The 25334-nt window shown below is 31.8% G+C and carries 25 protein-coding genes and 11 pseudogenes; 12 read left to right on the top strand and 24 right to left on the bottom strand.

Going from position 1 to position 25334, the window contains the following annotated elements; genetic code table 11:
* Positions 1-14: 14 nt before the first annotated feature.
* From PWK10_RS18230 to PWK10_RS00585, 3 genes are read left to right on the top strand one after another with little or no spacing between them, the layout of a single operon-like run.
* On the top strand, positions 15-221 hold the full coding sequence (locus PWK10_RS18230) for a hypothetical protein (RefSeq protein ID WP_342455594.1): 207 nt from the start codon (positions 15-17) through the stop codon (positions 219-221).
* Positions 221-484, top strand: a complete 264-nt coding sequence (locus PWK10_RS18225) for a hypothetical protein (RefSeq protein WP_342455593.1) — start codon at positions 221-223, stop codon at positions 482-484. Before PWK10_RS18230 ends, PWK10_RS18225 begins: the two co-directional genes overlap by 1 nt.
* Entirely contained in the window at positions 477-1403 is a 927-nt protein-coding gene (locus PWK10_RS00585) for a 5-methylcytosine restriction system specificity protein McrC (RefSeq protein WP_342455592.1), read from the top strand. Before PWK10_RS18225 ends, PWK10_RS00585 begins: the two co-directional genes overlap by 8 nt.
* 473 nt (positions 1404-1876) lie before the next feature.
* On the opposite strand, the gene PWK10_RS00580 is transcribed toward PWK10_RS00585, so the two are convergent.
* The 4 genes and pseudogenes from PWK10_RS00580 to PWK10_RS00565 all read right to left on the bottom strand — a co-directional run.
* On the bottom strand, positions 1877-2194 hold the full coding sequence (locus PWK10_RS00580; RefSeq protein ID WP_274767051.1) for a hypothetical protein: 318 nt from the start codon (positions 2192-2194) through the stop codon (positions 1877-1879).
* On the bottom strand, positions 2140-2718 hold the full coding sequence (locus tag PWK10_RS00575; protein ID WP_274767050.1) for a hypothetical protein: 579 nt from the start codon (positions 2716-2718) through the stop codon (positions 2140-2142). The genes PWK10_RS00580 and PWK10_RS00575 overlap by 55 nt, the downstream gene beginning before the upstream one ends.
* Positions 2719-2846: 128 nt before the next feature.
* Positions 2847-3914, bottom strand: a pseudogene (gene tnpB, locus PWK10_RS00570) (IS200/IS605 family element RNA-guided endonuclease TnpB).
* 98 nt (positions 3915-4012) lie between these two features.
* A pseudogene (locus PWK10_RS00565) lies at positions 4013-4447 on the bottom strand (thioredoxin domain-containing protein); the annotation flags it as partial.
* Positions 4448-4666: 219 nt separating this feature from the next.
* On the opposite strand from PWK10_RS00565, the gene PWK10_RS00560 reads away from it, so the two are divergent.
* Entirely contained in the window at positions 4667-5290 is a 624-nt protein-coding gene (locus PWK10_RS00560; protein WP_274767049.1) for a cupin domain-containing protein, read from the top strand.
* 67 nt (positions 5291-5357) lie between these two features.
* On the opposite strand, the gene PWK10_RS00555 is transcribed toward PWK10_RS00560, so the two are convergent.
* The 5 genes from PWK10_RS00555 to PWK10_RS00535 form a co-directional block, all read right to left on the bottom strand.
* Positions 5358-5669 (bottom strand): YbjQ family protein, encoded by a 312-nt coding sequence (locus PWK10_RS00555; protein WP_008907420.1) that lies wholly within the window; start codon positions 5667-5669, stop codon positions 5358-5360.
* Positions 5650-5880 carry a hypothetical protein gene (locus PWK10_RS00550; protein WP_008907421.1) on the bottom strand — a complete coding sequence of 77 codons (231 nt, stop codon included), beginning with the start codon at positions 5878-5880 and terminating at the stop codon, positions 5650-5652. Before PWK10_RS00550 ends, PWK10_RS00555 begins: the two co-directional genes overlap by 20 nt.
* A 131-nt stretch (positions 5881-6011) precedes the next feature.
* A complete protein-coding gene (locus PWK10_RS00545) occupies positions 6012-6359 on the bottom strand; it encodes a phosphotransferase (RefSeq protein WP_446715274.1) in 348 nt (115 codons plus the stop codon).
* A gap of 112 nt (positions 6360-6471) precedes the next feature.
* Entirely contained in the window at positions 6472-6654 is a 183-nt protein-coding gene (locus tag PWK10_RS00540; RefSeq protein WP_274767048.1) for a hypothetical protein, read from the bottom strand.
* An 8-nt stretch (positions 6655-6662) separates the two neighbouring features.
* Complete coding sequence (locus tag PWK10_RS00535; RefSeq protein WP_274767047.1) at positions 6663-6824, bottom strand: hypothetical protein; 162 nt, start codon at positions 6822-6824, stop codon at positions 6663-6665.
* A 97-nt stretch (positions 6825-6921) separates the two neighbouring features.
* On the opposite strand from PWK10_RS00535, the pseudogene PWK10_RS00530 reads away from it, so the two are divergent.
* Positions 6922-8034: pseudogene (locus PWK10_RS00530) on the top strand (NAD(P)-binding protein).
* Positions 8035-8066: 32 nt separating this feature from the next.
* Here the strand turns inward: PWK10_RS00530 and PWK10_RS00525 are convergent.
* The 5 genes and pseudogenes from PWK10_RS00525 to PWK10_RS00505 all read right to left on the bottom strand — a co-directional run bounded on the left by PWK10_RS00525 (position 8067) and on the right by PWK10_RS00505 (position 10914).
* On the bottom strand, positions 8067-8645 hold the full coding sequence (locus tag PWK10_RS00525) for a 5' nucleotidase, NT5C type (protein WP_274767046.1): 579 nt from the start codon (positions 8643-8645) through the stop codon (positions 8067-8069).
* A 129-nt stretch (positions 8646-8774) separates the two neighbouring features.
* Positions 8775-9319: pseudogene (locus tag PWK10_RS00520) on the bottom strand (NADH peroxidase).
* A 515-nt stretch (positions 9320-9834) separates the two neighbouring features.
* Positions 9835-10008 (bottom strand): hypothetical protein, encoded by a 174-nt coding sequence (locus PWK10_RS00515; RefSeq protein WP_274767045.1) that lies wholly within the window; start codon positions 10006-10008, stop codon positions 9835-9837.
* A gap of 158 nt (positions 10009-10166) precedes the next feature.
* Entirely contained in the window at positions 10167-10316 is a 150-nt protein-coding gene (locus PWK10_RS00510; RefSeq protein ID WP_274767044.1) for a hypothetical protein, read from the bottom strand.
* A gap of 49 nt (positions 10317-10365) precedes the next feature.
* Positions 10366-10914: an alpha/beta hydrolase gene (locus PWK10_RS00505; protein ID WP_274767043.1), complete on the bottom strand. Its 549-nt coding sequence runs from the start codon at positions 10912-10914 to the stop codon at positions 10366-10368.
* Between the two features lie 156 nt (positions 10915-11070).
* Here PWK10_RS00505 and PWK10_RS00500 point away from each other — a divergent pair, with 156 nt between their 5' ends.
* Together PWK10_RS00500 and PWK10_RS00490 are read left to right on the top strand one after the other, a co-directional pair.
* Complete coding sequence (locus PWK10_RS00500) at positions 11071-11238, top strand: hypothetical protein (RefSeq protein WP_274767042.1); 168 nt, start codon at positions 11071-11073, stop codon at positions 11236-11238.
* A 31-nt stretch (positions 11239-11269) separates the two neighbouring features.
* A pseudogene (locus PWK10_RS00490) lies at positions 11270-12426 on the top strand (MFS transporter).
* 56 nt (positions 12427-12482) lie between these two features.
* Here PWK10_RS00490 and hcp read toward each other — a convergent pair.
* Positions 12483-14121, bottom strand: a pseudogene (hcp, locus tag PWK10_RS00485) (hydroxylamine reductase).
* 482 nt (positions 14122-14603) lie between these two features.
* On the opposite strand from hcp, the gene PWK10_RS00480 reads away from it, so the two are divergent.
* The 3 genes from PWK10_RS00480 to PWK10_RS00470 all read left to right on the top strand — a co-directional run bounded on the left by PWK10_RS00480 (position 14604) and on the right by PWK10_RS00470 (position 16397).
* A complete protein-coding gene (locus PWK10_RS00480; RefSeq protein WP_274767041.1) occupies positions 14604-15113 on the top strand; it encodes a hypothetical protein in 510 nt (169 codons plus the stop codon).
* A gap of 17 nt (positions 15114-15130) precedes the next feature.
* Complete coding sequence (locus PWK10_RS00475) at positions 15131-15439, top strand: hypothetical protein (protein WP_274767040.1); 309 nt, start codon at positions 15131-15133, stop codon at positions 15437-15439.
* A 364-nt stretch (positions 15440-15803) separates the two neighbouring features.
* On the top strand, positions 15804-16397 hold the full coding sequence (locus PWK10_RS00470) for an L-serine ammonia-lyase, iron-sulfur-dependent, subunit alpha (RefSeq protein ID WP_274767039.1): 594 nt from the start codon (positions 15804-15806) through the stop codon (positions 16395-16397).
* Positions 16398-16416: 19 nt separating this feature from the next.
* Here the strand turns inward: PWK10_RS00470 and PWK10_RS00465 are convergent, their stop codons facing one another.
* From PWK10_RS00465 to PWK10_RS00455, 3 genes and pseudogenes are all read right to left on the bottom strand, one after another.
* On the bottom strand, positions 16417-17073 hold the full coding sequence (locus tag PWK10_RS00465) for a cysteine hydrolase family protein (protein ID WP_274767038.1): 657 nt from the start codon (positions 17071-17073) through the stop codon (positions 16417-16419).
* A 14-nt stretch (positions 17074-17087) separates the two neighbouring features.
* Positions 17088-17920, bottom strand: a pseudogene (locus tag PWK10_RS00460) (YjjW family glycine radical enzyme activase).
* Positions 17917-19406, bottom strand: a pseudogene (locus PWK10_RS00455) (YjjI family glycine radical enzyme). Before PWK10_RS00455 ends, PWK10_RS00460 begins: the two co-directional pseudogenes overlap by 4 nt.
* A 141-nt stretch (positions 19407-19547) precedes the next feature.
* Between PWK10_RS00455 and PWK10_RS00450 the strand changes: the two are divergent.
* The gene (locus PWK10_RS00450) at positions 19548-20123 is read left to right on the top strand and encodes a hypothetical protein (protein ID WP_274767037.1); all 576 of its coding nucleotides are present in this window, start codon (positions 19548-19550) and stop codon (positions 20121-20123) included.
* Positions 20124-20131: 8 nt separating this feature from the next.
* On the opposite strand, the pseudogene PWK10_RS00445 reads toward PWK10_RS00450, so the two are convergent.
* The 3 genes and pseudogenes from PWK10_RS00445 to PWK10_RS00435 all read right to left on the bottom strand — a co-directional run bounded on the left by PWK10_RS00445 (position 20132) and on the right by PWK10_RS00435 (position 21983).
* Positions 20132-20955 (bottom strand): annotated as a pseudogene (locus tag PWK10_RS00445) (Mrp/NBP35 family ATP-binding protein).
* An 81-nt stretch (positions 20956-21036) separates the two neighbouring features.
* Positions 21037-21399 (bottom strand): (2Fe-2S)-binding protein, encoded by a 363-nt coding sequence (locus tag PWK10_RS00440; protein ID WP_274767036.1) that lies wholly within the window; start codon positions 21397-21399, stop codon positions 21037-21039.
* A gap of 81 nt (positions 21400-21480) precedes the next feature.
* A pseudogene (locus PWK10_RS00435) lies at positions 21481-21983 on the bottom strand (gamma carbonic anhydrase family protein).
* A 148-nt stretch (positions 21984-22131) separates the two neighbouring features.
* Here PWK10_RS00435 and PWK10_RS00430 point away from each other — a divergent pair.
* A complete protein-coding gene (locus tag PWK10_RS00430) occupies positions 22132-22854 on the top strand; it encodes a GGDEF domain-containing protein (RefSeq protein ID WP_274767035.1) in 723 nt (240 codons plus the stop codon).
* Here PWK10_RS00430 and PWK10_RS00425 read toward each other — a convergent pair.
* The 3 genes and pseudogenes from PWK10_RS00425 to PWK10_RS00415 form a co-directional block, all read right to left on the bottom strand.
* The gene (locus tag PWK10_RS00425) at positions 22755-23219 is read right to left on the bottom strand and encodes a DUF948 domain-containing protein (RefSeq protein ID WP_274767034.1); all 465 of its coding nucleotides are present in this window, start codon (positions 23217-23219) and stop codon (positions 22755-22757) included. The genes PWK10_RS00430 and PWK10_RS00425 overlap by 100 nt on opposite strands.
* Before the next feature lie 11 nt (positions 23220-23230).
* The gene (locus tag PWK10_RS00420; protein ID WP_274767033.1) at positions 23231-23587 is read right to left on the bottom strand and encodes a YtxH domain-containing protein; all 357 of its coding nucleotides are present in this window, start codon (positions 23585-23587) and stop codon (positions 23231-23233) included.
* 133 nt (positions 23588-23720) lie between these two features.
* A pseudogene (locus PWK10_RS00415) lies at positions 23721-25044 on the bottom strand (FAD-dependent oxidoreductase).
* Positions 25045-25334: the final 290 nt, after the last annotated feature.

Here is a 25334-nt window from a genome sequence, read left to right as displayed (position 1 = left end):
TCTTTGGTGAGTTGATGATGCTTATTGAAAGAGAAAAGCGTGGCGAAAAGATACGTCTGCTTTATTCCAATGAATTATTTTCTGTTCCATCAAACGTTTATATTATTGGAATGATGAATACAGCAGATCGAAGCCTTGCTATAATCGACTATGCCCTTCGAAGAAGATTTGCTTTTTTGAACTCGAACCCGCTTTTGATTCTGATGGTTTTAGAGCGGTAATGCTCAAAGCTAATAACCCAAAATTTAATGCCCTTGTTGATAAAATTAAAGCTTTGAATGACTTCATCTGTAAGGATGAAACACTTGGAAGTGGTTTCCGTATTGGTCATAGTTATCTTTGCACTAATGATGAAGTAACAGATGAATGGTTGGAGGCTGTTATAAAGTATGAAATTTTACCTCTATTAAATGAATATTGGTTCGATGAACCAGCTAAAGTTGAGCAATGGTCAAAAAGTCTGTGTGGTGTCTTAAATGGTTAGAATTAAAAATATTTATTACATGCTCGCTTATGCATATCAAATTTTAAATGAAGAAGGATATAATAACATAACTGCAGAAGATTTTGACTATGCTTCGGATTTATTTGCTGCAATTCTATCTAAAGGAATTACTAATCAAATAAAAAGAGGTCTTAACAAAGAATATCTTGAAAGAACTGAGGCTATAAACAGGCCTATTGGGAAAATAAATATCTCAGCCTCAATTAAGCAAAATTTTATTACTAAAAAACAATTTGTTTGCGACTATGATGAACTCTTAGAAAATTCATATATGAATAAAATTCTTAAAACTACTGCTATGCTTTTACTGCGCTGTCAAGAAGTATCAATAAAAAATAAAAATGCTTTGAAAAAAGTAATGTTATATTTCAATGAGGTTGATGAGATAAAACCTGAGATGATTCAGTGGTCAAGTATAAAATACCACCGAAATAATTCTACATATAAGATGCTTTTAAATATATGTTATCTAATAATTGAAGGTATGCTTATGACTGAGCAGAACGGCACTTTAAAAATATCACGTTTTATAGATAATCAACATATGCATAGACTATTTGAAAAATTCGTTCTTGAATATTACCGCAGGCATTACCCAGAACTCAATGCATCGGCTGCACATATTGACTGGGATGTTAATGGTAGGCACATAGAATATTTACCTGTTATGAAATCAGACATCACTTTACGATACAAAAACAAAATCCTAATCATAGACACTAAATACTACTCGAAAACAATGCAAACAAATAGCCTTTTTGAAAACAAGACATTTCATTCCAATAACTTGTATCAAATTTTTACGTATGTAAAAAATATGGAATCATTCTTTGCAGGCAAAGTAAGTGGTCTTATACTATATGCAAAGACTGATGAAGAAATAGTTCCAGACAAGTGATTTCATAATATGTGGAAGCTATATAAGTATTAAAACGTTGGATTTGAATACTGATTTTTCAAATATAACCAGGCAATTAAACACCATTGCAGAAAGTTTTATAAATTAATAGTTGTTTATCAAACGTTATTTAGTAATGGATTTTAAATTATCAGAGCCTCTTTCGTTTAATTTTATTGATCTATTAAACCGTAAGAGGCTCTTTATCATAGATAAAAATTAATTCCTTTAATATTTTAATCTCCATTTAATACAGGCTGTTGAAAAAGTTGTTTTTGATAAGCCCCGTGAAGGATTTCCCCGGCATTCGCTCATTTCGCTAAGCAATTCTAAGCTTTTCTTTGTTTTCAAAAGTCGAAAAGCAAGAATTGCTAAAGCTTATGAGAGAAGCCTTTTTGAAATCCATTCACGTAGCTCTTGCAAAATCTGAACACCAAAGAAGGTTTGTTTACAATCAGCATTTAATAATGGTTTTAATTATCATCGATCAATCTTTTTACTTCAATGGGATCATTGGTAGGATTATTACATACAAAATTTTTGCAAACATAGGCTGTTGTCTTGTCATTTAGCAAGGTTTGATTTATTGTATATTCTGCAATATTGTGTAATCTTTTAGCCTCATCTTTATCAGTTGGTTTTAAAATCATAACTTTGTTTGGCAAGAATTCTTCGTTAATTAATTTAACCATATTCTTAGTTCCACTTGACGTTTTATCTCCTACTATTACTATTTCTAAACTATCCCCAATAGCAAATTCAACTGCACAAAGTAAAAATGAATAACCCATAGGCATATCTTTAACATTTTTGAAAAGGCTCTATAAAGTTTATGAGCACTATCCTCATATTCGGTTTTCCCTGTAATCCTTGCAAGCCTTAATAGATTTAACATCATAACAGAATTTCCAAATGGTATTGCGCCATCATAAATCTCTTTATTTCTAATTAGAAGCTCTTCGTTATCATAAGGTGTAAAATAAAATCCCCCACTCTTATCATCAATAAAATACTTAAATACATCTTCATTCAGTTTTAATGCAGCCTCCAAATATTTTATTTCAAAGGAAGCCTCATATAATTCTAATAATCCCCAAATAACAAATGCATAATCATCAAGATTGCCATATACCTTCCACTCACCATCTCTATACATATGATAAAGTCTTCCCTTTTTCTCAAGTGCATTTAAAATAAAATCAGCTGCATCCCTTGCTGCATCTTTATATTTTTTATCTTCAATTGCCATATATGCTTTAGATAGAGCTGCTATCATTAAACCATTCCAATCAGTAAGGATCTTATCATCAAGCAAAGGCTTTTCCCGCTTTTCTCTTATAGTGAACTACCCCCACTTATAGAAGTGGTGGCTTCGTGGTCAAGGTAACTTCTGTTACCAGATTACCCACGCTCAAAGGGCTGTTCCTTCCCCATATATACCAATCACATGGCTAATTTTAGCAAATTCTTGCTTGCATTTATATCTCTATCATGAACTGCACCACACTTTGGACATTTCCATTCTCTCAATGCTAAATTCTTTACATCAGGATTTTTATATCCACATTCACTACATGTTTGACTTGATGCATAATTTTGTGGTGCTATTATTATTTCTCTGCCATACCATCTTGCTTTATATTCTAACATCCTTCTAAATTCTGCCCATGATACTTCTGTTATTGCTTTGGCTAATTTATGATTTTGTTGCATATTTTTTACCTGTAAATCTTCTAAAACTATCACTTGGTTTTCGTGTATAATTTTAGAAGATAATTTGTGAAGAAAATCTTTTCTTTGATTTGATATTTTTTCGTATAATTTTGCAAGTTTTTGTCTTGTCCTTTCATAGTTTTTACTTTGCTTTTGCTTTCTTGATAATGATTTTTGTATAATTTTAATTCTTTTTTCTGTTTTTCTTAACCATTTTGGATTTTCTACCTTTGTTCCATCAGATAAAATAGCAAATTCTTTAATTCCTAAATCTATACCTACTTTTCTATCTATTTTAGGTAATTCTTTAATTTCTTCTTCTACAAGTATAGAAGCATAATATTTACCTGTTGGCGTTTTTGATATAGTTACGGATTTAATTCTTCCTTCAAATTGTCTGTGTTGTTTTATTTTTATTTTTGTCTTTAACTTTGGAACTTTTAGATAACTATCTTCAAGTGTTACTGTCCCATTTTGATTATTTGTAGTATAAGACTGGTAACCTTTCTTTTTCTTGAACTTTGGAAAGGCTGTTTTTTATCTCTAAAGAAATTTTTATATGCTTTTTCTAAATTAAGTTGTGCGTTGGAAAGTGCAAGACTATCTACTTCTTTTAGAAAAGAATATTCTTTTTATATTGTGCAGGTGTATTGTTTAGCATTTCTCCTGTTTTTTATAGTATTCTATTTTGTCATGTAGCATTTTGTTGTATATAAATCTTACACAACCAAATACTTTTGCAAAATATTCTTCTTGTTCTTTCGTTGGATATATCCTGTATTTATAAGCCTTTAGCAAAGTTACACCTCCTTCCTGTAATACTGATTATATCATAAAAAGAATTTATCAATCAACATTCATCACCCACTTATAGAAGTGGGCGACTTCTGTTACTCTTTAGTTAAATCAAGCATTCCAATTCTACCAAACTTGCTTTCCTTTGGAATATATGTCGCAGCGTAAAATGGTTTTTTATCCGATATCATTATTATAGTTAGAGGCCAACCTCCTCCTCCCGTCATCATTTGGCATACCGTCATATAAATTGCATCAATATCAGGTCTTTCTTCCCTATCAACTTTTATACTGACAAATGTTTCATTCATAAGTTTTGCCACTTCTTGGTCTTCAAAACTTTCATGGGCCATAACATGGCACCAATGGCAGGTTGCATATCCAATACTCAAAAATATAGGCTTATCTTCAGATTTAGCCTTTTTAAATGCCTCCTCTCCCCAAGGATACCAATCAACAGGATTGTAGGCATGTTGCAAGAGATAAGGAGATTTTTCCTTTATTAACCTGTTATGAACACCAATTTTACCCTTCATTTTTTCACCCTCTTGAAATTTTTATATTATTAAGCTTATCAATTTTAGTTTGTCAAGACAAAAGTTTTTAATTCTGTTGCACAATAATTTTTTATCCAATAAGAGCTGAACATACAAAGTATCTCATAAAGAATCTGTTAGGATTCTTGTCGACTAATTTAACATTTTGATCCTACCATTCATATAATATTATTGTGAGTATGTTGAAAGGGAAAGAATATGTATTATCCTTATTTTTGCCCTTACTTAATGAATCAAACAAGAAACACTAAGGAAACTATGTTTACCCCCTTCATTTCTTATCCATGCCCTTACTTTGTTAATATGCCTTTTTATAGCGATGATTTTACCTATGATGATTCATGCTATATGCGCTCTGAGTCAAGACCAGATTATTCAGGGCATTATCAAAATGAAGGTTTAATTGAGCTTAAGGATTATGGCTCCAAACCCTTTGTAGTTGATATTGAAAAGGCTACTAAGCAAAATAATAATTTCCGTTTAGCTCTATGGACAGGAAATCATCTTCAGCTTACTTTGATGAGTATTAAGCCTGGCGAGGAAATAGGCTTAGAAATTCATCCTGATGTTGATCAGTTCTTGCGAATTGAAGAAGGGCAGGGAGTTGTCATGATGGGGGATAGAAAAGACAGGTTAGATTTTAAAGCAAATGTTTACGATAACTATGCAATCTTGATACCCGCAGGCAAGTGGCATAATTTAATAAACACAGGTAATAAACCGCTTAAACTTTATTCTATTTATGCTCCACCTGAGCATCCAAAGGGCACAATTCATAAAACAAAAGAAGATGCAGAAGCTGCTGAAAAGGAATACAAGTAAGATTACAAATATTATTAAAATTAAACCTCTCACTTGCAAGTTGTTTGCCAGTGAGAGGTTAGCATTTTTACTTAAACTTTACAGCAGTCCCATAAACGATAACTTCTGCAGCCCCTTGCATTATATTACTGGTGGCATATCTAACATTAATTATAGCATCTGCTCCTAACTTTTCAGCTTCCTCCACCATTCTTTTGGTCGCGATAGCCCTTGCTTCGTTCATCATCTCAGTATAGGATACTATCTCACCGCCAACTAAAGTTTTAAGTGCGCTTAAAATATCCTTCCCTATATGCTTAGAATGGACAACTGAGCCCTTAACAATAGACAAAGTCTCAAGCTCTTTACCCGTGATAAAATCAGTATTTACTAATATCATCTTCCTTCCCCTCCTTTATTTCCTTAATTCTTTCAAAGGCAACATAGACAAATGAGCCTATAATAAATAAAGCTATAAAAACGATTAAATAGGCAAAAAATCTTGGGACCGAAGTTGAAAATATAGCTGAAATAATCCCTATAAAATACGAGCCCATTATTATAGTTCCAATAAATGCAATTAATAAGACAGTTAAAATACCTTTTTTCATAGTTCACCACCTAAAATTTATTAATATATTTTTTTACTAATTCTAACCCTTGTTTGTAATATTCCGGTGCCTTATAATACGTCCAGCAACAAATTCCAAAGCCTAATCTCAAAAGATAATAATCAAGCCTTTCAAAAAACCATCATCAATACTAATATATTTTTTATACCCCTCAAAAAATGATTTTTCGATATCTTTGTTCTCCAAAAATACCTAAAATACAACCTGGCAATATCCATTTCTATATTTCCTGGGAAACTTTGTTCAAAATCGACAATTCCATTTACTTTGTATTCACCATTTTGACAGATAATTAATATATTTCGCCCATCAAAGTCATTGTGACAAAGCCTTGATTCTTTAATATTCTCTATTAAATTAAAATTCCTTTTTATTTTCTCTGCAGCTTCAATTAAAATTACCTTATCATCTATATTTTGTTGCATCAATTCACATAATTGAAATTCGAAACTTTTCACAAAATATGTATAATAATCCTTTATATTGTGGACACTTTCTCCCTTATCATCCCAGTCACCAAAAAAATTAAAGGTTTTAATGGAATGAATTTTGCCTAATTCCTGACCTGTTTCAAAAATATTTTTTTAATTGTTCCAAAGGCAAAGTATTAAGTAAATTATCTAATGCTTCCCCTTCAATATATTCATATATCATCCATTCATTACCATCATCTAAGACCCCATGCTTAAAATATTTAGGGCATTTTAAAGTAGAATTTTTTAATAGACTAAGGGAGGCTATCTCTCTTGGCATTCTATTTTTTATACCAAATATCTTAAAAACAATCTTTTGACCGTTATTGAGTCTAATATAAAAACATAGTGCCTATTTAATTCATAATGTCCTATTGATCTTATCTCTTTAATATCCATTGAAAATAATTTTTTAATTATACCTCTTATATAGTTCTCATCATAGATCATAGTGATTCCCCAAAAAGGACTTTTAAATATTTTAACACAAAAATAATTGGTATAAACAGCTTTATTTTTCACAATATAAAGTTAAGGAGGTGGAAAAATGAAGGTAGCTATTATGGGGGCTGGTATCTCTGGACTATCTTGTGCAATTACACTTGAAAGATATGGGATAATGCCAACAATTTTCGAAAAAGAAATAGAGTAGGGGATAGATTTATTAATGCAGAAGCTATGTTTGAAATATTAAATAGGCCCATAAAGGATTGCATTCCCTATATAAAAGAAAAATTCAGTATAGATTTACAACCTATAAAAGAAGTAAATAAATTAACTATCCATTCTAAAAATGAAAAAGCGATATAATTGGTAAGATAGGCTATACCAATATAAGGGGTAGGCATGAAAACTCCTTTGAAAATCAGCTAAAAAACAAGTTAAAAGTAATATTATTTTTAACTCTAAATATGAATATGAAGAACTTTGTAAGGAATTTGATTATATAGTAATAGCGACAGGTGATGGAGAATATGCTACACACTTAGGTAATTACAGATGTGACCTTACATGCACTATAAGGGGAGCTACGGTTGTTGGAAATTTTATTACTGACAACCCTCATGTATGGTTTAATTATGAGATAATCCCTAAAGGATATGCATGGCTAATACCTTTTTCTGATAAAGAAGCAAACTTAGTTATAGCTTATCCTGATTACCCTAACAATATTAAATTAGATATAAACGATATGTGGGAAGCCTTCTATAACTTGGCATGCAGCGAATTAAAACAAAGCTTAAAAATAACCGATAGGTTTGAAATAACAAGATACATGATGGGGATATGCATAAGGCCTAAAATAGATAATACTTACTTTATAGGAAATTGTTTTGGAACAATAAGCCCCGGTCTTGGTTTTGGGCAGTTTGCATCGGTTTTAACCGGCGTGTATTGTGCCTACGATATCTTAGGAAGGGCAAAATATGAAATTCTAACAAAGCCTTTATTTAAAAACTATTACAATTCCCTAATTCTTAGAAGGTTCTTAGAAGGTTTAGATGATTATGAAATTGATAAGTTAGTAAGGAATCTAAATAATAAGTTAATTAATAAATTCGTTAGTAAAATATGCAGTAATAACATGAGGATAGATATACTAAAATTGTCGACCCCCTACATGAAGCTGATAAACCGTATCAAAGAATCTAAAAAGTGATAAAACAAATTTAAAACCACCCAATGGTGATTTTATGCAATCTCCTTTTCTTTTTCTATTAGTTCAATAATCTCATGGATTTGTTCCCAGTTAAACACTCTATAAATACCTTCTTTTAATAGTTTTCTATTATATGGACAATCGATAAGTAAAACCTTAAAGCCTTCCTTTGCAAGTTGGACTGCATTCTCATACCTGTCTTCAATGAAAATGTCGCATCTTAACTCTTTTGCTTTCTGAATTTTGTTATGGGTTCCTAGTAAATAAACTTCGCCCTTTGGGAAATTATACCTTTTAAGCCACTTTTCAGTTATATTCATTAATTTGGGTTCCCTGGCAGAAACATAATAAATATTATGCTTTTGGGAGATGTCCTTTAAAACCTTAGAAGCAAATTCTCTTGGCTTTGCTCTAAAATGTATTAGCTCTGAATACATGTCATAAAATTTATTATATTCTTCCTCAGAAACCCCTAATACTTTATAAATTTCATATTCTTTAACATCGTCTTCTTTTAGATTCTTATTAAAATAATAATTTGCTAAGTCTAACCAATAGAAAGGATCTGTTATTGTTCCATCGATATCTATACATATATTTAATCTTACCATCCTCTCACCTCCTGATTTTATTTTAAAATCTTTTAATAAACAAAGAATTATAAATTTGTTAAAAAATTGTTAAATTATAAAGGCCGCATAATGCGGCCTGAGGGGATACCCCTTTATTAAGAGGGGAGATTATTCAAAATATCTTTTTAAAAGACCTCTAAATGCTGCACCGTGTCTTGCTTCGTCCTTGCACATTTCATGAACAGTATCATGGATAGCATCAAGGCCAAGTTCCTTTGCCCTCTTTGCAAGTTTTAGCTTGCCTTCACATGCTCCGTATTCAGCTTCAACCCTCATTTGAAGGTTCTTCTTTGTGCTATCTGTTACAACTTCCCTAAAAGCTCAGCAAACTTTGCAGCATGTTCTGCTTCTTCAAAGGCAATTCTTTTATATGCTTCTGCAACTTCAGGATATCCTTCTCTATCTGCCTGACGGCTCATTGCAAGATACATACCAACTTCTGTGCATTCTCCCATAAAGTTTGCCTTTAAACCTTCGATTATTTCTGGATCAACTCCCTTTGCAACTCCAATTCTATGTTCATCAGCCCAAACGAGCTCTCCGTTTTCCTTTGTTATGAATTTTTCCTTTGGCGCACCACATTGTGGACATTTTTCTGGTGCTTCACTTCCTTCATGAACATAACCACAAATTGTGCAAACAAACTTTTTCATCTTCCCATCCTCCCCATAAGAAAATATTTTAAATTTATTCTTTACATTTTATATATTATCATAATTTTTTATTTATGACAATAGTTTTTGTAGAAAATTATTTTCCTTTAGGAAATTATTACAAGTCTAAATTATCCTTTATCTTTTTAACAGAGTTTTTTATAACCTTTCCTATATAACTTACATGAAAACCTAAATCATCCGCTATTTCTTGCATTGTTTTACCTTCTAAAAAATACTTTTTATTATCTCCTCCTGCCTTGATGTAAGGTGCCTAAATGCTTCATATATTCTTCTTATATCCTGTTCTTTGGTTATTTCCTCTAAAATCTTATGTTCAAACTCTTCATCCTTTATTATATCTTCTATTTTTCTATTGGAATCATAATAAAGTTCTTGATTTAATGAAATGTATCCAAAGTTTTTCTGGGCTTGTCTATAAAAACTTCTTATTTCATTTTTTATGTAGGTATAGGCTAAAGTAGAAAACTCTATATCTTTTGAAATATCGTAATCTAAAAAGCCTTATAAAGTCCTATGCTTGCAACCTGAAAAAGATCAGCATACTCTAACTTGCTTTGCCACTTTTTACACAAATTATGTATCAAGTTCTTGTATCTTGAGAAAATTTCATCAAAGGTTACAACTATGTATTCCTCGTTTATTTTAACAAGCTTTTCCTTAACCATCCTTCACCTCGTATGTTCTAAAGTTCTTTATAAATAATTTTATCATCTAATTATCATAAGTAAACTTGTAAATTTGCAAAAGTAAAAATCCGGATTAGGTTTTTATCCGGATTTTAGGTTGTAGACAAACTCCCTTTAGTGTTTAGATTTTGAAGTTTTTATGAATTTAAAAATTTATATACTGCATTAAAAACATCATGCTTTTCACATTCAATTGTTATGTTATGCCCGCACTTTTTTAAGATACACTTTTGTTTCACAGAAGATGTAGCTGCGTTATAAAGATAATCAACGCTTGCAATATCCACAGTGCTATCCTTTTCGGACTGAACAATAAATAAAGGTGATTTTACTTTTTTAAGTTCTTTTTACCAAGCGATTTAATTTATTAAATTCATGAATTGACTTTACTGGAATTTTATCATACCCTAGAAGGTATTTCTTTTCTTCTTCTGGTCTTTCCTCTGGTGGCCATTTTGCATATCTCATAAAATACTTTATTATAAAGGCAAAGTTCCCTGTTTTGTTTTTTAAGATTAACGGAGGTGATAGAGCTACTACCTTATCTATATCATAATTTTCAGCAATATATAACGCTAATAGTGAACCCATAGAATGGCCTATAACATAAATCTTAGAACAGCTTTCCTTTAAAAAATTTAGTCCCCCTTCAACAGATTTTATCCAATCCTTAAATGTAGATCTTTCCATTTCATCAATTGAAGTCCCATGCCCATGCAATCTAACACCATAAACAGTATATCCCTTTTCATTTAAAAAGTGTCCTAATTCCCTAAGTTCAGCAGGCGTTGAAGTAAATCCATGAATTAAAAGACACCCTTCTTCTCTGCCCTTTAAAAAATATTCTCTTCTCAGATCTTCTTGATTTAACTGCAAATCTTTCATTCAATCCCCCCTCAGCCTATCTTAATTACAATTATAGAGCAATTTTCTGAAAATTTCCAATTTACTTATTTACTATTTAAACAAAATATCTTAAAATATAATAGAAAGCCTTTTCTATTCTCTTTTTCTTAAAAATTTTCAAATGTGGGGGATAACATGAAGGAAAAACTACCTTTTTCAAAACTCGTAGCATATTCATTAGGGCAATTTGGCTGGTCAATTTTATCAGGAATAATAGGAACATACCTTATCTTCTACTATATTCCTACTGAAAAGTCAGGAATTTCTACTTTGATTCCTCAGGTTACTTTTTTGGTTTTTTAACTATCATTGGTTTAATTACGATGCTTGGAAGATTTTTGATGCAATAACCGACCCATGGATTGCAACCTTAAGTGACAGGTGTAAATCTAAAGATGGTAGGAGAATCCCTTTTATGAAGTATTCTGCTATTCCCTTTACGCTCACAACAGTTCTTGTATTTTGGACTCCTTTTAATAGTGAAAGTTATTATAACGCTTTATATTTAACAATACTACTTCTTCTATTCTATCTTTTTATGACGATGTATGTAACACCTTATTTTGCGCTGCTTTCAGAACTTGGACATACACCCGAAGAAAGACTTAATCTTTCTACAGCGATTTTCATTACATGGTTTTTAGGCTTTGCCGTTGCCTCTCAGGCCCCTGTTATATGGAATATATTTTTAAATATGGGCTATAGCAAAAGAAGTGCTATATTAATCACTTTTTCAATACTTTCATTAATTGCTTTAATATTTTTGCTAATCCCCGTATTTACAATAGAAGAAAAAAATATTGTGAAGCAACTCCTTCAGAAATTAAAATGGTAGAATCTATAAAAGCCACTTTTAAAAACAAGGATTTTAAAGTATTTGTTTTTTCCGACTTAGTTTACTGGATAGCAATTACCACATTTCAAAATGCTCTCCTATACTATATAACTATTTTGTTGGACCTTCCTGAAGCTATGTTAAGCATTCTATTGATTTTACTAGGGGTAGGATCCTTTATATTCTATGTTCCGGTTAATTTACTTGCAAAAATATGGGAAGAAAAAACTTCTTATCTTTGCCTTTGTTCTTTTTATAGTTACCTACTCATTGGGTTTCTTTTAGGAAAGCTTCCGATATCCAATACTATTCAAGCATATCTTTTAGTTATTTTTGCCTCAATTCCTATGGCAGTTTTTGGAATATTGCCTAACGCAGTTATTGCAGATATAGCAGAGTTTGATGCTATTCATACAGGTTCTAAAAGAGAGGCAATATTCTTTGGCACTAGGACATTTATGTCAAAGGTTGGTCAGATGCTTTCTATGCTGGTTTTAAGTTCACTTTTACTATACAAAAGAAACGGAAGCAACGAAATCGGTATAAGGTTAACTGCCTTATCAGCCGCACTGTTCTGTTTTTTAGGGCTTATATTGTTTTTAAAATACAATGAACAATATATCCTAATAGGTATTTCAAAAAGGATAAAAATATAGGTATATAAATAAAAACTTAAACTTAAGTGCCAGGCACTTAAGTTTAAGTTTTTATATTAGCCTAAAAACATTTTTAAATCATCTTCAACATTTGTTATTCCACCTATTCCAAACTTTTCAACTAAAACTTTAGCAACATTTGGTGAAAGGAAGGCTGGTAGTGTTGGTCCAAGGTGAATATTTTTAACTCCAAGGTAAAGCAATGCAAGAAGAACAGTTACAGCCTTTTGTTCATACCAAGCAATATTGTATGAGATTGGAAGCTCATTAACGTCATTAAGACCAAATACTTCCTTAAGTTTTAGTGCAATAACTGCAAGAGAGTATGAATCGTTGCATTGTCCTGCATCAAGAACTCTTGGGATTCCTCCAATATCTCCAAGATCCAATTTGTTATATCTATACTTTGCACATCCTGCTGTTAATATAACTGTATCCTTTGGAAGGGCCTTTGCAAATTCTGTATAATATTCCCTTGACTTCATTCTACCATCACAGCCTGCCATTACAAAGAATCTCTTTATTGCACCGCTTTTACAGCTTCAACAACTTTATCTGCAAGGGCAAGAACCTGATTATGGGCAAATCCACCAACTATTTCGCCCTTTTCAATCTCAACAGGCGGCTTACATCTCTTTGCATGTTCTATAATTTCACTAAAGTCCTTTCTTCCATCTGCACCTTCACTTATATGTTTAACTCCTGGGAAGCCTACAACCCCTGTTGTATATACCCTATCCTTATATGAATCCTTTGGTGGGACTAAGCAGTTAGTTGTCATAAGGATTGGTCCATTAAAGCTTTCAAATTCTTTATCCTGTTGCCACCATGCATTTCCATAGTTTCCTACAAAGTGAGGATACTTCTTGAATGCTGGATAGTAATGGGCTGGAAGCATTTCACCGTGAGTATAAACGTCAACTCCTGTCCCCTCTGTTTGCTTTAAAAGCTCTTCAAGATCCTTAAGATCATGGCCACTTATCAAGATAGCTGGATTATTTCTAACTCCAATATTAACCTTTGTTATTTCAGGATTTCCATATGTTGAAGTATTAGCCTTATCTAAAAGGGCCATTGTGTCTACTGCATATTTCCCAGTTTCCATTGCAAGAGCAACAAGCTCATCCGCAGTTAAACTATCATTTAAAGTTGCTGCAAGTGCCCTTTGCATAAATTTGAAAATTTCGTTATCCTTAAAGCCTAATTGATATGCGTGATAAGCATAGGCAGCCATTCCCTTAACACGTAAGTTATAAGCTCTCTTAATGATCTTATATCTTCATTTTCTGTAGAAAGAATTCCTATTTCTAATGCCTTGGAATCAAAGTCATTTCCACTTCCAGTCCAAATAGCTGCATCATGATTAATATCGCTAATATTTATTCCTTTAATTGAAAGAGCATGTTTAATATTATCTCTTACGATAAGTGCGTCCTTAATCTTTTCAACAAAGTAAACTTTATCAAAATTAACATTTGTGATTGTAGCAAACAAACCCTCCATCACAAATTTATCAACATCATCAAATTGAATGCCGTTTTCCTTTGCAACAATGTTAAATAACGAAATGCCCTTTAAAGTATACATAAAAAGATCCTGCATTCTTGCAACATCATCAGTTTTTCCACAAACACCCCTTAGCGTGCAACCTATACCCTTTGCAGCCTCTTGGCATTGAAAACAAAACATACTCATGTTTATTCCTCCTTTTGATTAATTTTACAATTTAAATATACTACTTTATCTCATCCCAATCAGTGATTTTTATCACATAGTTAAATTTAATGAAAAAAATTTTGTTTTAGGTTATAATATAATTAAAATACAATTGAAGGGATGATTGACATGAAGTGGTTATATAAGCTGGAAAATAAATATCATAAATATTCAATAAAAAATTTAATGTTGTATATCGTAACTTTAACCTTCGCAACCTATTTAATATCTACCTTTAATCCATCTATAATCGATAATTTTATGCTCATTCCAAATCTTGTTTTAAAAGGACAAATTTGGCGCCTTATAACCTTCCTCTTTATTCCACCAACCTTTAGCCCCTTTGGCTTATAATAACCCTCTATTTTTATTACATGATAGGCACGTCCCTCGAAAATTATTGGGGTTCCTTTAAGTTTAACCTTTATTACCTTATCGGAACTTTAGCAACAATAGCAGCCATGTTTATAACCGGAGGATATGGAACATCCTTTTATCTTAATCTATCGTTATTTTTAGCCTTTGCTTATCTTTTCCCTAATATGGAAATACTTTTATTTTTCATCCTTCCAATAAAGGTAAAATATATTGGATATGTTTATTGGATATCCCTCGGATACGCTGTTTTATTTAGTCCTTTTCCTTCAAAAATTACAGCTCTTTTCTCCGTCCTTAACTTTTTAATATTCTTTGGAGATGAAATATTTACAAGGGCAAAGACAAGAAGATACTCATACTTAAGAAGAAAAGAATTTAAAAGCAAACTTCCAAAGTCAAAAAATTATCATCACAAATGCACCGTCTGCGGTATAACCGATATAGATGATCCTACTATGGAATTTAGATATTGTTCAAAATGTGCCGGAAAACATGCATATTGCTCAGAGCACCTTTATAATCACGAACACATTACAGAAGAAGAGGAATTAAAATCAAAAATTATAGAATTTAAACCAAAGAAGAAAGAATAATTGAGGAGGAAATATTAATGGATACCCACTGTTTAACAATACTAAAAAGTGAAGTTAAACCTGCCCTTGGCTGCACTGAGCCCGTAGCTGTAGCCCTATGTTGTGGAAGGGCAAAGGATGAACTTAATGATATCCCTGAAAAAGTTGAAGTTTTTGTCAGTAAAAATGTTTTAAAAAACGGAATGGGGGTTTATGTCCCAAACACTGATATGGTAGGTCTTGATATTGCAGCTGCTGTAGGAAGTTTAATAGGAAACTCCCACAAAGGGCTTAATATACTTGAAGATGTAGATGATAAATTGCTTTTAGAGGCAAAAATTTTTTAAAAAATGATAAGATAAAAATCTTTCTCAAGGAAACTAAGGACAAGCTATATATTGAATCTATTCTTTATAAAGGGGATTCCTATGTTAAAGTTATCATCAAGGATAAGCATGACAAAATAATATATATTGAAAGAAATGGAAATGTAATTTTAAAGGATGAAATAGAAGAAATCGCCTTATGCTCTAAAAGCCACAGGCTATCAATAAAAGAAATATATGAATTTGCCACATCAGTAAATTTTGAAGAAATAGCATTCTTACTAGAAGGCGTTGAAATGAATAAAAAAATTGCACAGGAGGGTTTAGACAAAAATTATGGCCTTAATGTCGGTAAAAACATTATTCAAAATATCAAAAAGGAATTTTGTCCGATGACATTCACAATTTTGCTATGGCCCTAACAGCAGCCGGAGCAGACGCCAGGATGTCCGGAGCAACCTTGCCTGTTATGAGCAGTGCAGGAAGTGGTAATCAGGGGTTAACTGCAATATTGCCGGTGGTTGCAGTTTCTGAAAAATTAAACTGTAGCAGTGAAAAGCTTGCTAGAGCTATTGCAATAAGCCATTTAATAACCTACCATATAAAAACCCATTTAGGAAGACTTTCACCTGTTTGTGGATGCGGTGTCGCTGCAGGTATTGGTGCAAGCTGTGCAATTACTTATCTTTTAGGTGGGGCATATGATAATATAACCAAAGCAATAAAGAATATGGTTGCTAACCTTACTGGAATTGTATGCGATGGTGCTAAGCCAAGCTGTGCCCTAAAACTTGCAACATCAGCATCTGCTGCAGTTCAGTCAGCACTTCTTGCTGTTTCAGGAATTGAGGTATCAAAACATGACGGAATAATTGAAGATGATGTTGAAAAAACGATAGTTAACCTTGCCACGGTTGGAACATTAGGAATGTCTGTAACAGATGATGTAATACTAAACATAATGATAAATAAGTGCTAAGAGGATGCAAAGCATCCTCTTATTTTACGGTCTTTACTATTTCAACTCCATTTCCTGCCATTATCATTAATGCAACTATATTTAAAAGTTCTGCATAATGATATCCTAAATCATAAGTTTCTACTGCACTTATTGGCACTATAACCCTTGCTTTTATATTTTTCATGTTAAAATATGCCTTTAAGGTATTGGCAAATTGTTCAACACATATATCTGTGCAGTCACCTACGATTATAAAATTTTTAATCTGAGGATTATTCTTTAGCCAATCTTGAAACTCATCCTCTAAAAAACCATTAGTAGAATTTTTGTTAATTATTTTTAGTTCTGCTACCTCTTTTAATTCATCCACAACCTCGCTTTCCCATGTTCCCCTTACACAATGACTTGGATATGAACTAAACTCAGGGGAATCCTCACTATGGCTGTCAACAAAAGCAATGGCTTTTATTTCATTTTCTTTGCAAAGCCTTAGTATTCTTTCTGTTTCTGGAATCAAAGCCTTTATTCTTGGACTTGAGAGGTTTCCCTCCTTGCAAAATCCGTTTATCATATCAACTATAACTAAAACTGTTTCTTTTGAATTTAATTCCTTAATATCTAAGTGAGGTCTTTCATCTAAAAATTTTTTCATTTCCTCTAAAGCATCTAAAGCTTTCTTTTCATCAAGACCCATACTATTCCTCCTTATCACGTTATTATAACATTTTTACAACCATTATTTACGGCTATTTCTTTTAACTTTATCATAAAATCATCCGTTGGACTTTTTATTCTTGAAAATTCCTTCCTTACGCCTAAAGGTCTAAACTTTATAAGCTTGTATCTTATTTTGTCATCAATATTTGCTATCATTTTGCTTATACTATCAATATTGTTAACATTATCTAAAACATCTGGAACTACAACTGTTCTCACTTCATATAGTTTTCCTATGCTTCCAAGATAGATTAAATTCCTCAAAACATTTTTATTGCTTTTTCCTGTGAGCATGATATGTTCCTTTTCATCATAGGATTTTACATCAAGCATGACTGCATCAGTTAAATTCAATAAATCATTAAATTCTTCAAACAAAATATATCCGTTAGAATCAAGAAAGCAAGTTAAGTTTAAATTCTTTATTTCTTTAAATAATTCCTTCAAAAATTCGGCATAAAGCATACATTCCCCACCGGATACAGTTACCCCTGATAAAAAAGTTTATATTTATAAACCTCATTTAAAATTTCTTTAACCGACATATATTTAACTTTAGGCGAGCTTAGATTGGGGCATTCTTTTATACACAAATCACACTTTACACAAAGAGCTTCCTTCCATAAAACCTTCCCATCAATAATATTTAAAGCACCCTTTGGACAAACTTCCAGGCAAATTCCACAGTTATTACATAAGTTTATCGTTTCTGGGTTGTGGCAATAAAGACAGTTAAAATTACATCCTTGAAAAAATAAAGAAAATCGGTTCCCAGGCCCATCAACACTACTAAAGGGAATTATTTTATTAACAGGTGCCTTCATATTTTCCTTACCTTTCTTTCAAGAATCCTTTGATTTTTAACTGAACCAAGTCCTAATACAACAGTATCGTTATAAACTTGTTCACCCTTTTCTAGCTTTTCTATGTCTGATTTTTTTACAAGATAACCTGTAATCCTTATAACATCACTATCGTTCCCATAAAAGGATATATACCTTAAACCGCTTGCAAAGGAACCCTTTATAATATCTAAGATAAACTCAGGGTTATTTTTGCTGTAACATCAAAACTAAAGACATCCCCTATTCCAGAAGGGAAATATTTATGAAAAGGTGCAGGCTGTAAAAGATGCTGTGGAAGCTCCGGCTCCTCACCAATTGGAATTCTACACCCTGGGCTTATTCCTTTATCTGTATCAATGCCAACTTGTGCATGAAGAAGGAAATTTCCGTTAGAAAACTTGCAGAAATTATTTTTATGTTTTTTCACTTCTTCGTCTAACTTTTCTATTATTTTTATACCAAGTTCATTAGCATATTTTCCATGACCAAACCTTTCAAAAGCATTGTTTGAATTTATAAAATAATTAACACACTCTGCAAGGCCAAAAATTCCGAACATAGCTGTAAACCTATCCTTGTCTATAAGCCCTTCCTTAACAAGGAAGCTGCTTTGGAAAAAGTTTGACTCTTCAACTAAGAATCTTATTCTTTCATCCATGTAGTTTGCCATCACATCAACTGCATAGGGTAAGATATTATCTAAAAAATCAAATTCATCCTTTGCCTTTTTAGCAAGATAGGCAAGATTAAGTCTAACAAGAGTATAACTTCCTCCACCTATTGGCAGCCCATTATAACAGCTGGCTATAGCATATTTTTCACCCAAATCCTTTATAAACATATCATGATTTGCAAAACTTGGTTTTGCTGTATCTAAGGATGTTAAAACTGCTTCAATTGCAAAATCATCATCGGTCTCATCGCTATACTTTAAAGTTATATTGGGAACTGAATTTTGAAGTTCCCTCGTTATTTTTAAAATTATTTCTCCTGCCTTTGTTCTTTTAGGACCTATATTAGCATGACAAAATGAATCAGTAATGGTTCTATCAATATGCTCTAAAAATAATTTTATAGCTTTATATGCCTCCTTCTCATCTTCAATAAAGGGTTCAAGCAAATAATCTATGTTGCCTATATAAACTGGGAAGCTTGTTATTGAGGGAATATGCTTATATAATATTAAAAGATTATTAGTAGCCTCCCATATATCATTTGGAGGATTAAGTCTTAAAAAATCGCTTCCATTTTTAAAAAATTTTTCAAAGTCAACAACTATATATCTTGGCCTATATGGAGCATTTCCTTCATTAAGATCGCAAATTATTCCTTCTTCCTTTAATTTCTTTGCTTCATCGCTTATATTAAGAACATTTAATGAATTTTCTGCAGCCCTTGCAAGGGATATAAGCTTTTGATGATAGGTTTGGGTAAAATCTTTAATTATATTTAAAACATTATCCATAACATCACCCCTGACATGTTCTTAAGTTTATTATATCAAACTATTTCTTGATTTGCAGTAATTTATTGACTTGGAAAAATTTATCTGAGATAATTTTATTAGAAGGTCTGTTAAATAATTAACCTAAATTGAGGTGGTCTTATGCAGCTGAAATTGGCTAAAATAATAAGCATCATTACTACTGTTCCGAGTTTTGCTTTATTTGTAATTTTGTTTATCCATAAAAATACAACAATTTTTAACGATATAAAATGGCTATACTTTTGTATTTTATTTTTAACTTTAATTCCTATATCTTCATACTTTGTTCAAAACTTCATCCCATCCATCAAATCACAAGGACGAAGTGGTGAAAGAAAGTTAGCTTTTATTTTTGCATTACTCTCTTACATATTAGGAACAATATTAGTTTTTTATTTTAATGCCCCTTATAAAATAAAAATAATCTTCTTATCCTATCTTTTATCAAGTATTGTTTTAACATTTATAAATAAAGTAATAAAAATAAAGGCCAGTGGCCATGCCTGCGGAATCGCTGGCCCCTTAACCTTTACCTTTAGCTTTATTGGATATAAAACTATAATATTATCTATTGCCTTACCCTTAACATGGTGGGCAAGGCTAAAGATGAACCGTCATACTTCTAAAGAATTATCCCTTGGAACATTAGTTGGCATTTTATCAACATTGGCAGTCCTAATAATATTAAATGGATAGGTCCCCACCTATCCATTTACTTTTTCTAATATTTTATTTATTATTGGTTCAAATATTTTGGAGATATTATCTTTATTTTCGTTATATAATTCTAAATTATTCATATCTTCATTCATCGGAATTTCTCCAAGAAGTTCAACACCCAAATCCTTTATAAACTTTTCAGTATCTCCTTTAAATAGTTTTATCTTCTTTCCACAATCTGGGCAAACAATATAGCTCATATTTTCAATTACACCTAAAACATTTATATTCATCTTTCTTGCCATGTTTATCGCCTTTGCAACAATCATTGAAACCAAATCCTGTGGAACTGAAACCATTATGATTCCTGTAATTGGAATAGATTGCATTATTGTTAGGGCAACATCCCCTGTTCCTGGTGGCATATCGATTATAAGATAATCTAAATCGCCCCATAAAACCTCATTCCAAAACTGCTGAACTACGCCTGTTATTATGGGCCCCTCCAAATTACAGGCTGATTTTCATCCTCCATTAAAAAGTTTAGAGACATTGCCTTTATTCCATCATCAGTTTCAACAGGAAAAATAAATTCTTCGTTACCTGTTGCCCTTTTATCTTTAATGCCTAAAAGTCTTGGAATGCTTGGGCCTGTTATATCCGCATCTAAAATGCCAACCTTGTAACCTTTTTCTCTTAACTTTTTTGCAATAAGAACTGAAACAGTAGATTTTCCAACTCCACCTTTACCACTCATTACAGCAATAACCTTTTTAATGTTGTTGTTTGGGTTAAACTCAATTGTGCATGTTCCAGCATCTTTACTGCTGCAGGTTGCAGCTGAAGGACATGTATTGCAATTTGACATAATATCACCTCATTTTTAGCATTTGACATTTATATATTAACTCTTTATATTGTTTTTGTCAAATGCCCATATACTTTTCCATTACTTTTTTATATCATTGCTGCAGCATTTTCCCTTTGGATTGTTTATTTCACAATTACAATTTTTCATTGCACCGGTTTTTATTATCACATCCTTCAAAGTATTGGCACCATCTTCTATAGCCCTTTTTATATCTTCTTCTGTTACCCTGCTACAATAGCAGATATATTTAGGATTAGCATCCCTTTTAAACCACACCGGAACCTTTACATCTTCCTTTTTAAATATTATATCATCTGAATAATACACAACATCACAATCCTCATTAAGGCAAATTGAATAATTTAAATCCTTGACCAATTTATCTTCCTTCACAAGATGTTTTACGGCTTTTAAACTTACCCCCTCCCCTTCATATTGCATTTTGGACATTTTTTACCAATGCTTCAACTGAAGCCTCCTTAGGTCCTCAGCAGGATCTTGAATTGTTAATCATAATATCACCTACCTATAATTTTTAGATAGTTCTATGTAGTGTTTTGCTGAATTTTTAAGATATTCTATTTCCTCTTCAGTCAATTCCCTAATAACCTTTGCAGGCGAACCCATGCATAAAACCCTTGGAGGTATTTTTTGTTTTGGGTTACCAAAGAACCTGCACCTATAATAGTATATTCTCCAATTTCTGCATTATCTAAAATAATTGAACCCATACCTATAAGAGAATAGTCCCCTATTTTACAACCATGAATAATGCAGTTATGCCCAACTGTTACATAGTCACCTATTATTGTCGGACTTTGTCCGGTTGAGGCATGAACAGTAGTATTATCCTGAATATTGGTTCCTCTACCGATTTTTATACTATTTACATCTCCCCTTAAAACAGCATTAAACCATACATTAGAATCCTCACCAATTTCAACATCTCCAATGATATGAACACCCTCTGCAACAAAAGCAGCTTCATGGATTTTAGGCAAATGATTTTTATATTTATGCTCCATAAATAACCCTCCATATATCAAGTATTCTCTAATTTCTACGATAAAATAACTGTAATAAAAAATCAATATGAATATTTATTTTGTTGAAAACTGTCGAATTAATATGTATAATATAAACATGAAATTCCTTTTGAAAGGAAGATAAAGATTGAAAAAAATTAATTTAGGTGCACTTAAAATAGTATTAGTTTATGTTATATTAAGCATCGCTTGGATTTTTTATTCGGATATTTTTATAGTTAAATACGCAAATCAAAGGGCATTTTTCGTTAAAATTTCTATTTTCAAGGGTTTCTTCTTCATATTTATAACAGCTGTTCTCCTTTATGTATTAATAAAACGAGAAACCGAAAGAAGAATAAAAATATGGAAGTATTTTGCAACATACGATATAATGACGGGAGCCTATAATCGCAATGCCGGACTTGAGATTCTAGAAAAAATATTCGAAAAACATAAGAAGGAAAATAAAGATCTTTCTATCATCTATGCTGACATCAATAACCTTAAACAAGTAAACGATACATTGGGGCATCATGAGGGTGATAGATTAATTATTAATGTCGCAGATGTTTTAAAAAAGAATATAAGAAGTTCAGATTATGTAGTAAGAATAGGTGGAGATGAATTTTTAATAATTCTGCCTAACTGCAACAGCCTAAAGGCAGAAAATATAATAATTAGGATAAAGGAAGCATTAAAAGAGCTCAATTTAAAAAATCAAAAAGTTGATCATAGCGTAAGCTTTGGTGTTGCATCCCTTGAGGATTTTTATAAAACAACCGATGAAATGATCGCCTTTGCAGATATGATGATGTATAAGGATAAAAAAACTATAAAGAAATCAATCTTCAACCAGCATAAAAAATAGCCGCAAAAGCGGCTATTTTTTAAACCTTTTTTCTTTGGCCAAATTTCTTTTATTTCGTTTATTAAAGCTAAAACTGCCTCTATTGTTGTAACTAAGTCAATTCCTTCCTTTGAAGCAGCAGCTTCTCCATTTGGATTAAATAGTTTATCTACATAGTCTATCTTTTGTTTTGCTGAAGTTGTTATTTGACTAACATTTTGCAGTGATTCATCTATATTCTTTTTATTGTCTTTTAATATGGAATTTGCACTATCAAGTAACTCGTTTAATTTTTTTAAAGTTTTAACAAGATAAAATGTTATAAATATGAGCAAAACAGCAATTAAAGTTAAAAGTAACCCCTGAGGCGTTATCGTTAGTGTCATAAGTTCACCTCTTATTCATTTGGATTTTCTTCCGTAAAGCCTTCCATATTTTCCTGTGAATATGGCGTTTCCTCTATATTAGCTTCTACGTTTACAGGTTCTTCCTTTTTGGTAAACTTCTCTTCAACCCTTTCCTTAACTAGTTTAGTTGTTTCCTTTATCTTCAAAGCAGCCTTCTTTGATACTTCCTTTACTTCTTCTTTAATTTCTTCCCTTGTTTCCTTTCCTGACTTAGGTGCTGTTAAAATCCCTGAAACTAATCCTACGACGCTTCCTATAGCTGCACCTATAGCTAACCCCTTCTTAAGATTTTCCTTTGCCTTTTTCTTTCCTTTAAAGTCAAAGTCGATTATAACCTTTTTGGACATACCCATCCCTCCTTGTTTAGTTAATTATAGCACTTTATGTAGATATTAGCAATAATTCAAAAATTAATTTATTGATACAATTATAATATTCATCATAATAAAAAGTGTTACAAAAAGGCAAGCTATCGCTTGCCTATATTGCATTTAGCGCTGCTATATTTAATAGGTTCCACGGCTTGTTAAAATGAGGTTGGAAGAAAAAGTCTACAAATGCAAGTTCATCAATCGTCATATCATTTTGAATACATACCGATGCTGTATTCATCATTTGAGTTAAATCAACCTTTGATAGTATTTGGCTGCCAAGAATTCTTTTACTTGTTTTTTCATAAACAACCTTTAAAATTGCCTTTTCATGGGTTGGCATAAATTCTGGCCTATAGCTATCCTCAATTAAAACACTTTCTGTTTCAAGTCCATAGTATTTTGCCATGTTTTCTGTAAGTCCTGTTGCAGCTATATTTAAATCATAAATTTTGATTCCTGATGTTCCTTGTGTTCCTAAATATCTTGTTGTTGGCTTAATCAAATTTCTTGCCACAAGAGTTCCCATTCTAACAGCATTGGTTGCAAGAGGAATATATTCATGCTTTTTAATCGGATTGTAAAATACAGCACAGCTATCCCCTGCTGCAAATACATCCTCTTTGCTTGTTCTCATATATTCATCTACTATAATAGCACCATTAGGAAGCATGTTTAATTTTCCTTTAAACAAATCTGTGTTTGGCCTAAACCCAATACATAGGATAACAAGATCAGCATCATATGTTCCCTTATCTGTAACAACCCTTTCTACTCTTCCATTTTCTCCTTCAAATCTAATCACACTTTGAGATAATGCAAGCCTTACTCCATGCTTTTTAATTCCTCTTCTGCTAAGTCCGTAAATTCTTTGTCTAGATATTTGCTAAGTATTCTGTCTTGGCTGTCAATTAGTGTGACATTTTTTCCATTTGTTTCGAAGGCTTCTGCAAGTTCTACCCCAATATATCCTGCACCAACTACAACTATGTTTTTGCATCCCTTGATTTTTCTATTATTGTATTTGAGTGATAAAAGTTTTTGACAGAAGTATATTTTCAAGCTCAATACCCTCTATCTTAGGAACAATAGGCCATGAGCCAGTTGTTATTATTAATTTATCATAGTTATCTTCAAAAGTTTCTCCTGTTTCTAAATTCTTTACTTTCAATGTTTTTTATCCAAATCCACATCTAAAACTTCATGTTTCATCTTGGTTTCTGCACCAAGCTCCTTTAGTTTTTCCGGCGAACTATAAAAAGTCCTAATGGGTCTTTAACCACTCCTCCAACATATAAAGCTATGCCGCAGGATAAAAATGATATGTTATCGTTTCTTTCATAAACAGTAATTTTAGCATCTTTGTATAGTTTTGCAGTATTTACTATTGCAGCTGTTCCTGCATGAGTGCATCCTATAACAACTACCTTCATAAAAACTCTCCTTTCATATATTTTTCTATTAATATTATAAATTAATAAATAATAATTATCAATAAACAAATTATATATTTATTGATATTCAAATTTTCGACAATCCTCTTTTAGATTTTGTTAGAGCTCCTTAAGGATTAAAAAAGTATATTACATAATCTCTATTAGAAATGCTTAGCAAAATGAGCAAACGCCAGGGAAATCCTTTGCAGGGCTTATAATAAAAACTTTTTAACAGTCTGTTTATATTTATTAATTAATTTTTGTTATTTTATACAGGTTATTCTTAA

The organism is Caloramator sp. Dgby_cultured_2, assembly GCF_028872215.1.
Taxonomy (GTDB): Bacteria; Bacillota; Clostridia; order Clostridiales; family Caloramatoraceae; genus Caloramator; species Caloramator australicus.
The sequence above is the reverse complement of the archived record's forward strand: the minus strand, read 5'-3'. Positions and strand labels throughout refer to the sequence as shown.

Coding starts and splice junctions, on each gene's coding strand:
- PWK10_RS00465 (WP_274767038.1), bottom strand. CDS start 17,073: ATGGGTCTTGATGAAAAGAAAGCTTTAGATGCTTTAGAGGAAATGAAA.
- PWK10_RS18230 (WP_342455594.1), top strand. CDS start 15: ATGATGCTTATTGAAAGAGAAAAGCGTGGCGAAAAGATACGTCTGCTT.
- PWK10_RS00500 (WP_274767042.1), top strand. CDS start 11,071: ATGAAGGAAAAACTACCTTTTTCAAAACTCGTAGCATATTCATTAGGG.
- PWK10_RS00535 (WP_274767047.1), bottom strand. CDS start 6,824: ATGATCTATGATGAGAACTATATAAGAGGTATAATTAAAAAATTATTT.
- PWK10_RS00475 (WP_274767040.1), top strand. CDS start 15,131: ATGGATACCCACTGTTTAACAATACTAAAAAGTGAAGTTAAACCTGCC.
- PWK10_RS00515 (WP_274767045.1), bottom strand. CDS start 10,008: ATGGTTAAGGAAAAGCTTGTTAAAATAAACGAGGAATACATAGTTGTA.
- PWK10_RS00425 (WP_274767034.1), bottom strand. CDS start 23,219: ATGACACTAACGATAACGCCTCAGGGGTTACTTTTAACTTTAATTGCT.
- PWK10_RS00480 (WP_274767041.1), top strand. CDS start 14,604: ATGTTTATAACCGGAGGATATGGAACATCCTTTTATCTTAATCTATCG.
- PWK10_RS00420 (WP_274767033.1), bottom strand. CDS start 23,587: ATGTCCAAAAAGGTTATAATCGACTTTGACTTTAAAGGAAAGAAAAAG.
- PWK10_RS00560 (WP_274767049.1), top strand. CDS start 4,667: ATGTATTATCCTTATTTTTGCCCTTACTTAATGAATCAAACAAGAAAC.
- PWK10_RS18225 (WP_342455593.1), top strand. CDS start 221: ATGCTCAAAGCTAATAACCCAAAATTTAATGCCCTTGTTGATAAAATT.
- PWK10_RS00550 (WP_008907421.1), bottom strand. CDS start 5,880: ATGAAAAAAGGTATTTTAACTGTCTTATTAATTGCATTTATTGGAACT.
- PWK10_RS00585 (WP_342455592.1), top strand. CDS start 477: ATGGTTAGAATTAAAAATATTTATTACATGCTCGCTTATGCATATCAA.
- PWK10_RS00555 (WP_008907420.1), bottom strand. CDS start 5,669: ATGATATTAGTAAATACTGATTTTATCACGGGTAAAGAGCTTGAGACT.
- PWK10_RS00505 (WP_274767043.1), bottom strand. CDS start 10,914: ATGAAAGATTTGCAGTTAAATCAAGAAGATCTGAGAAGAGAATATTTT.
- PWK10_RS00440 (WP_274767036.1), bottom strand. CDS start 21,399: ATGCAATATGAAGGGGAGGGGGTAAGTTTAAAAGCCGTAAAACATCTT.
- PWK10_RS00540 (WP_274767048.1), bottom strand. CDS start 6,654: ATGCCAAGAGAGATAGCCTCCCTTAGTCTATTAAAAAATTCTACTTTA.
- PWK10_RS00450 (WP_274767037.1), top strand. CDS start 19,548: ATGCAGCTGAAATTGGCTAAAATAATAAGCATCATTACTACTGTTCCG.
- PWK10_RS00580 (WP_274767051.1), bottom strand. CDS start 2,194: ATGGGTTATTCATTTTTACTTTGTGCAGTTGAATTTGCTATTGGGGAT.
- PWK10_RS00525 (WP_274767046.1), bottom strand. CDS start 8,645: ATGGTAAGATTAAATATATGTATAGATATCGATGGAACAATAACAGAT.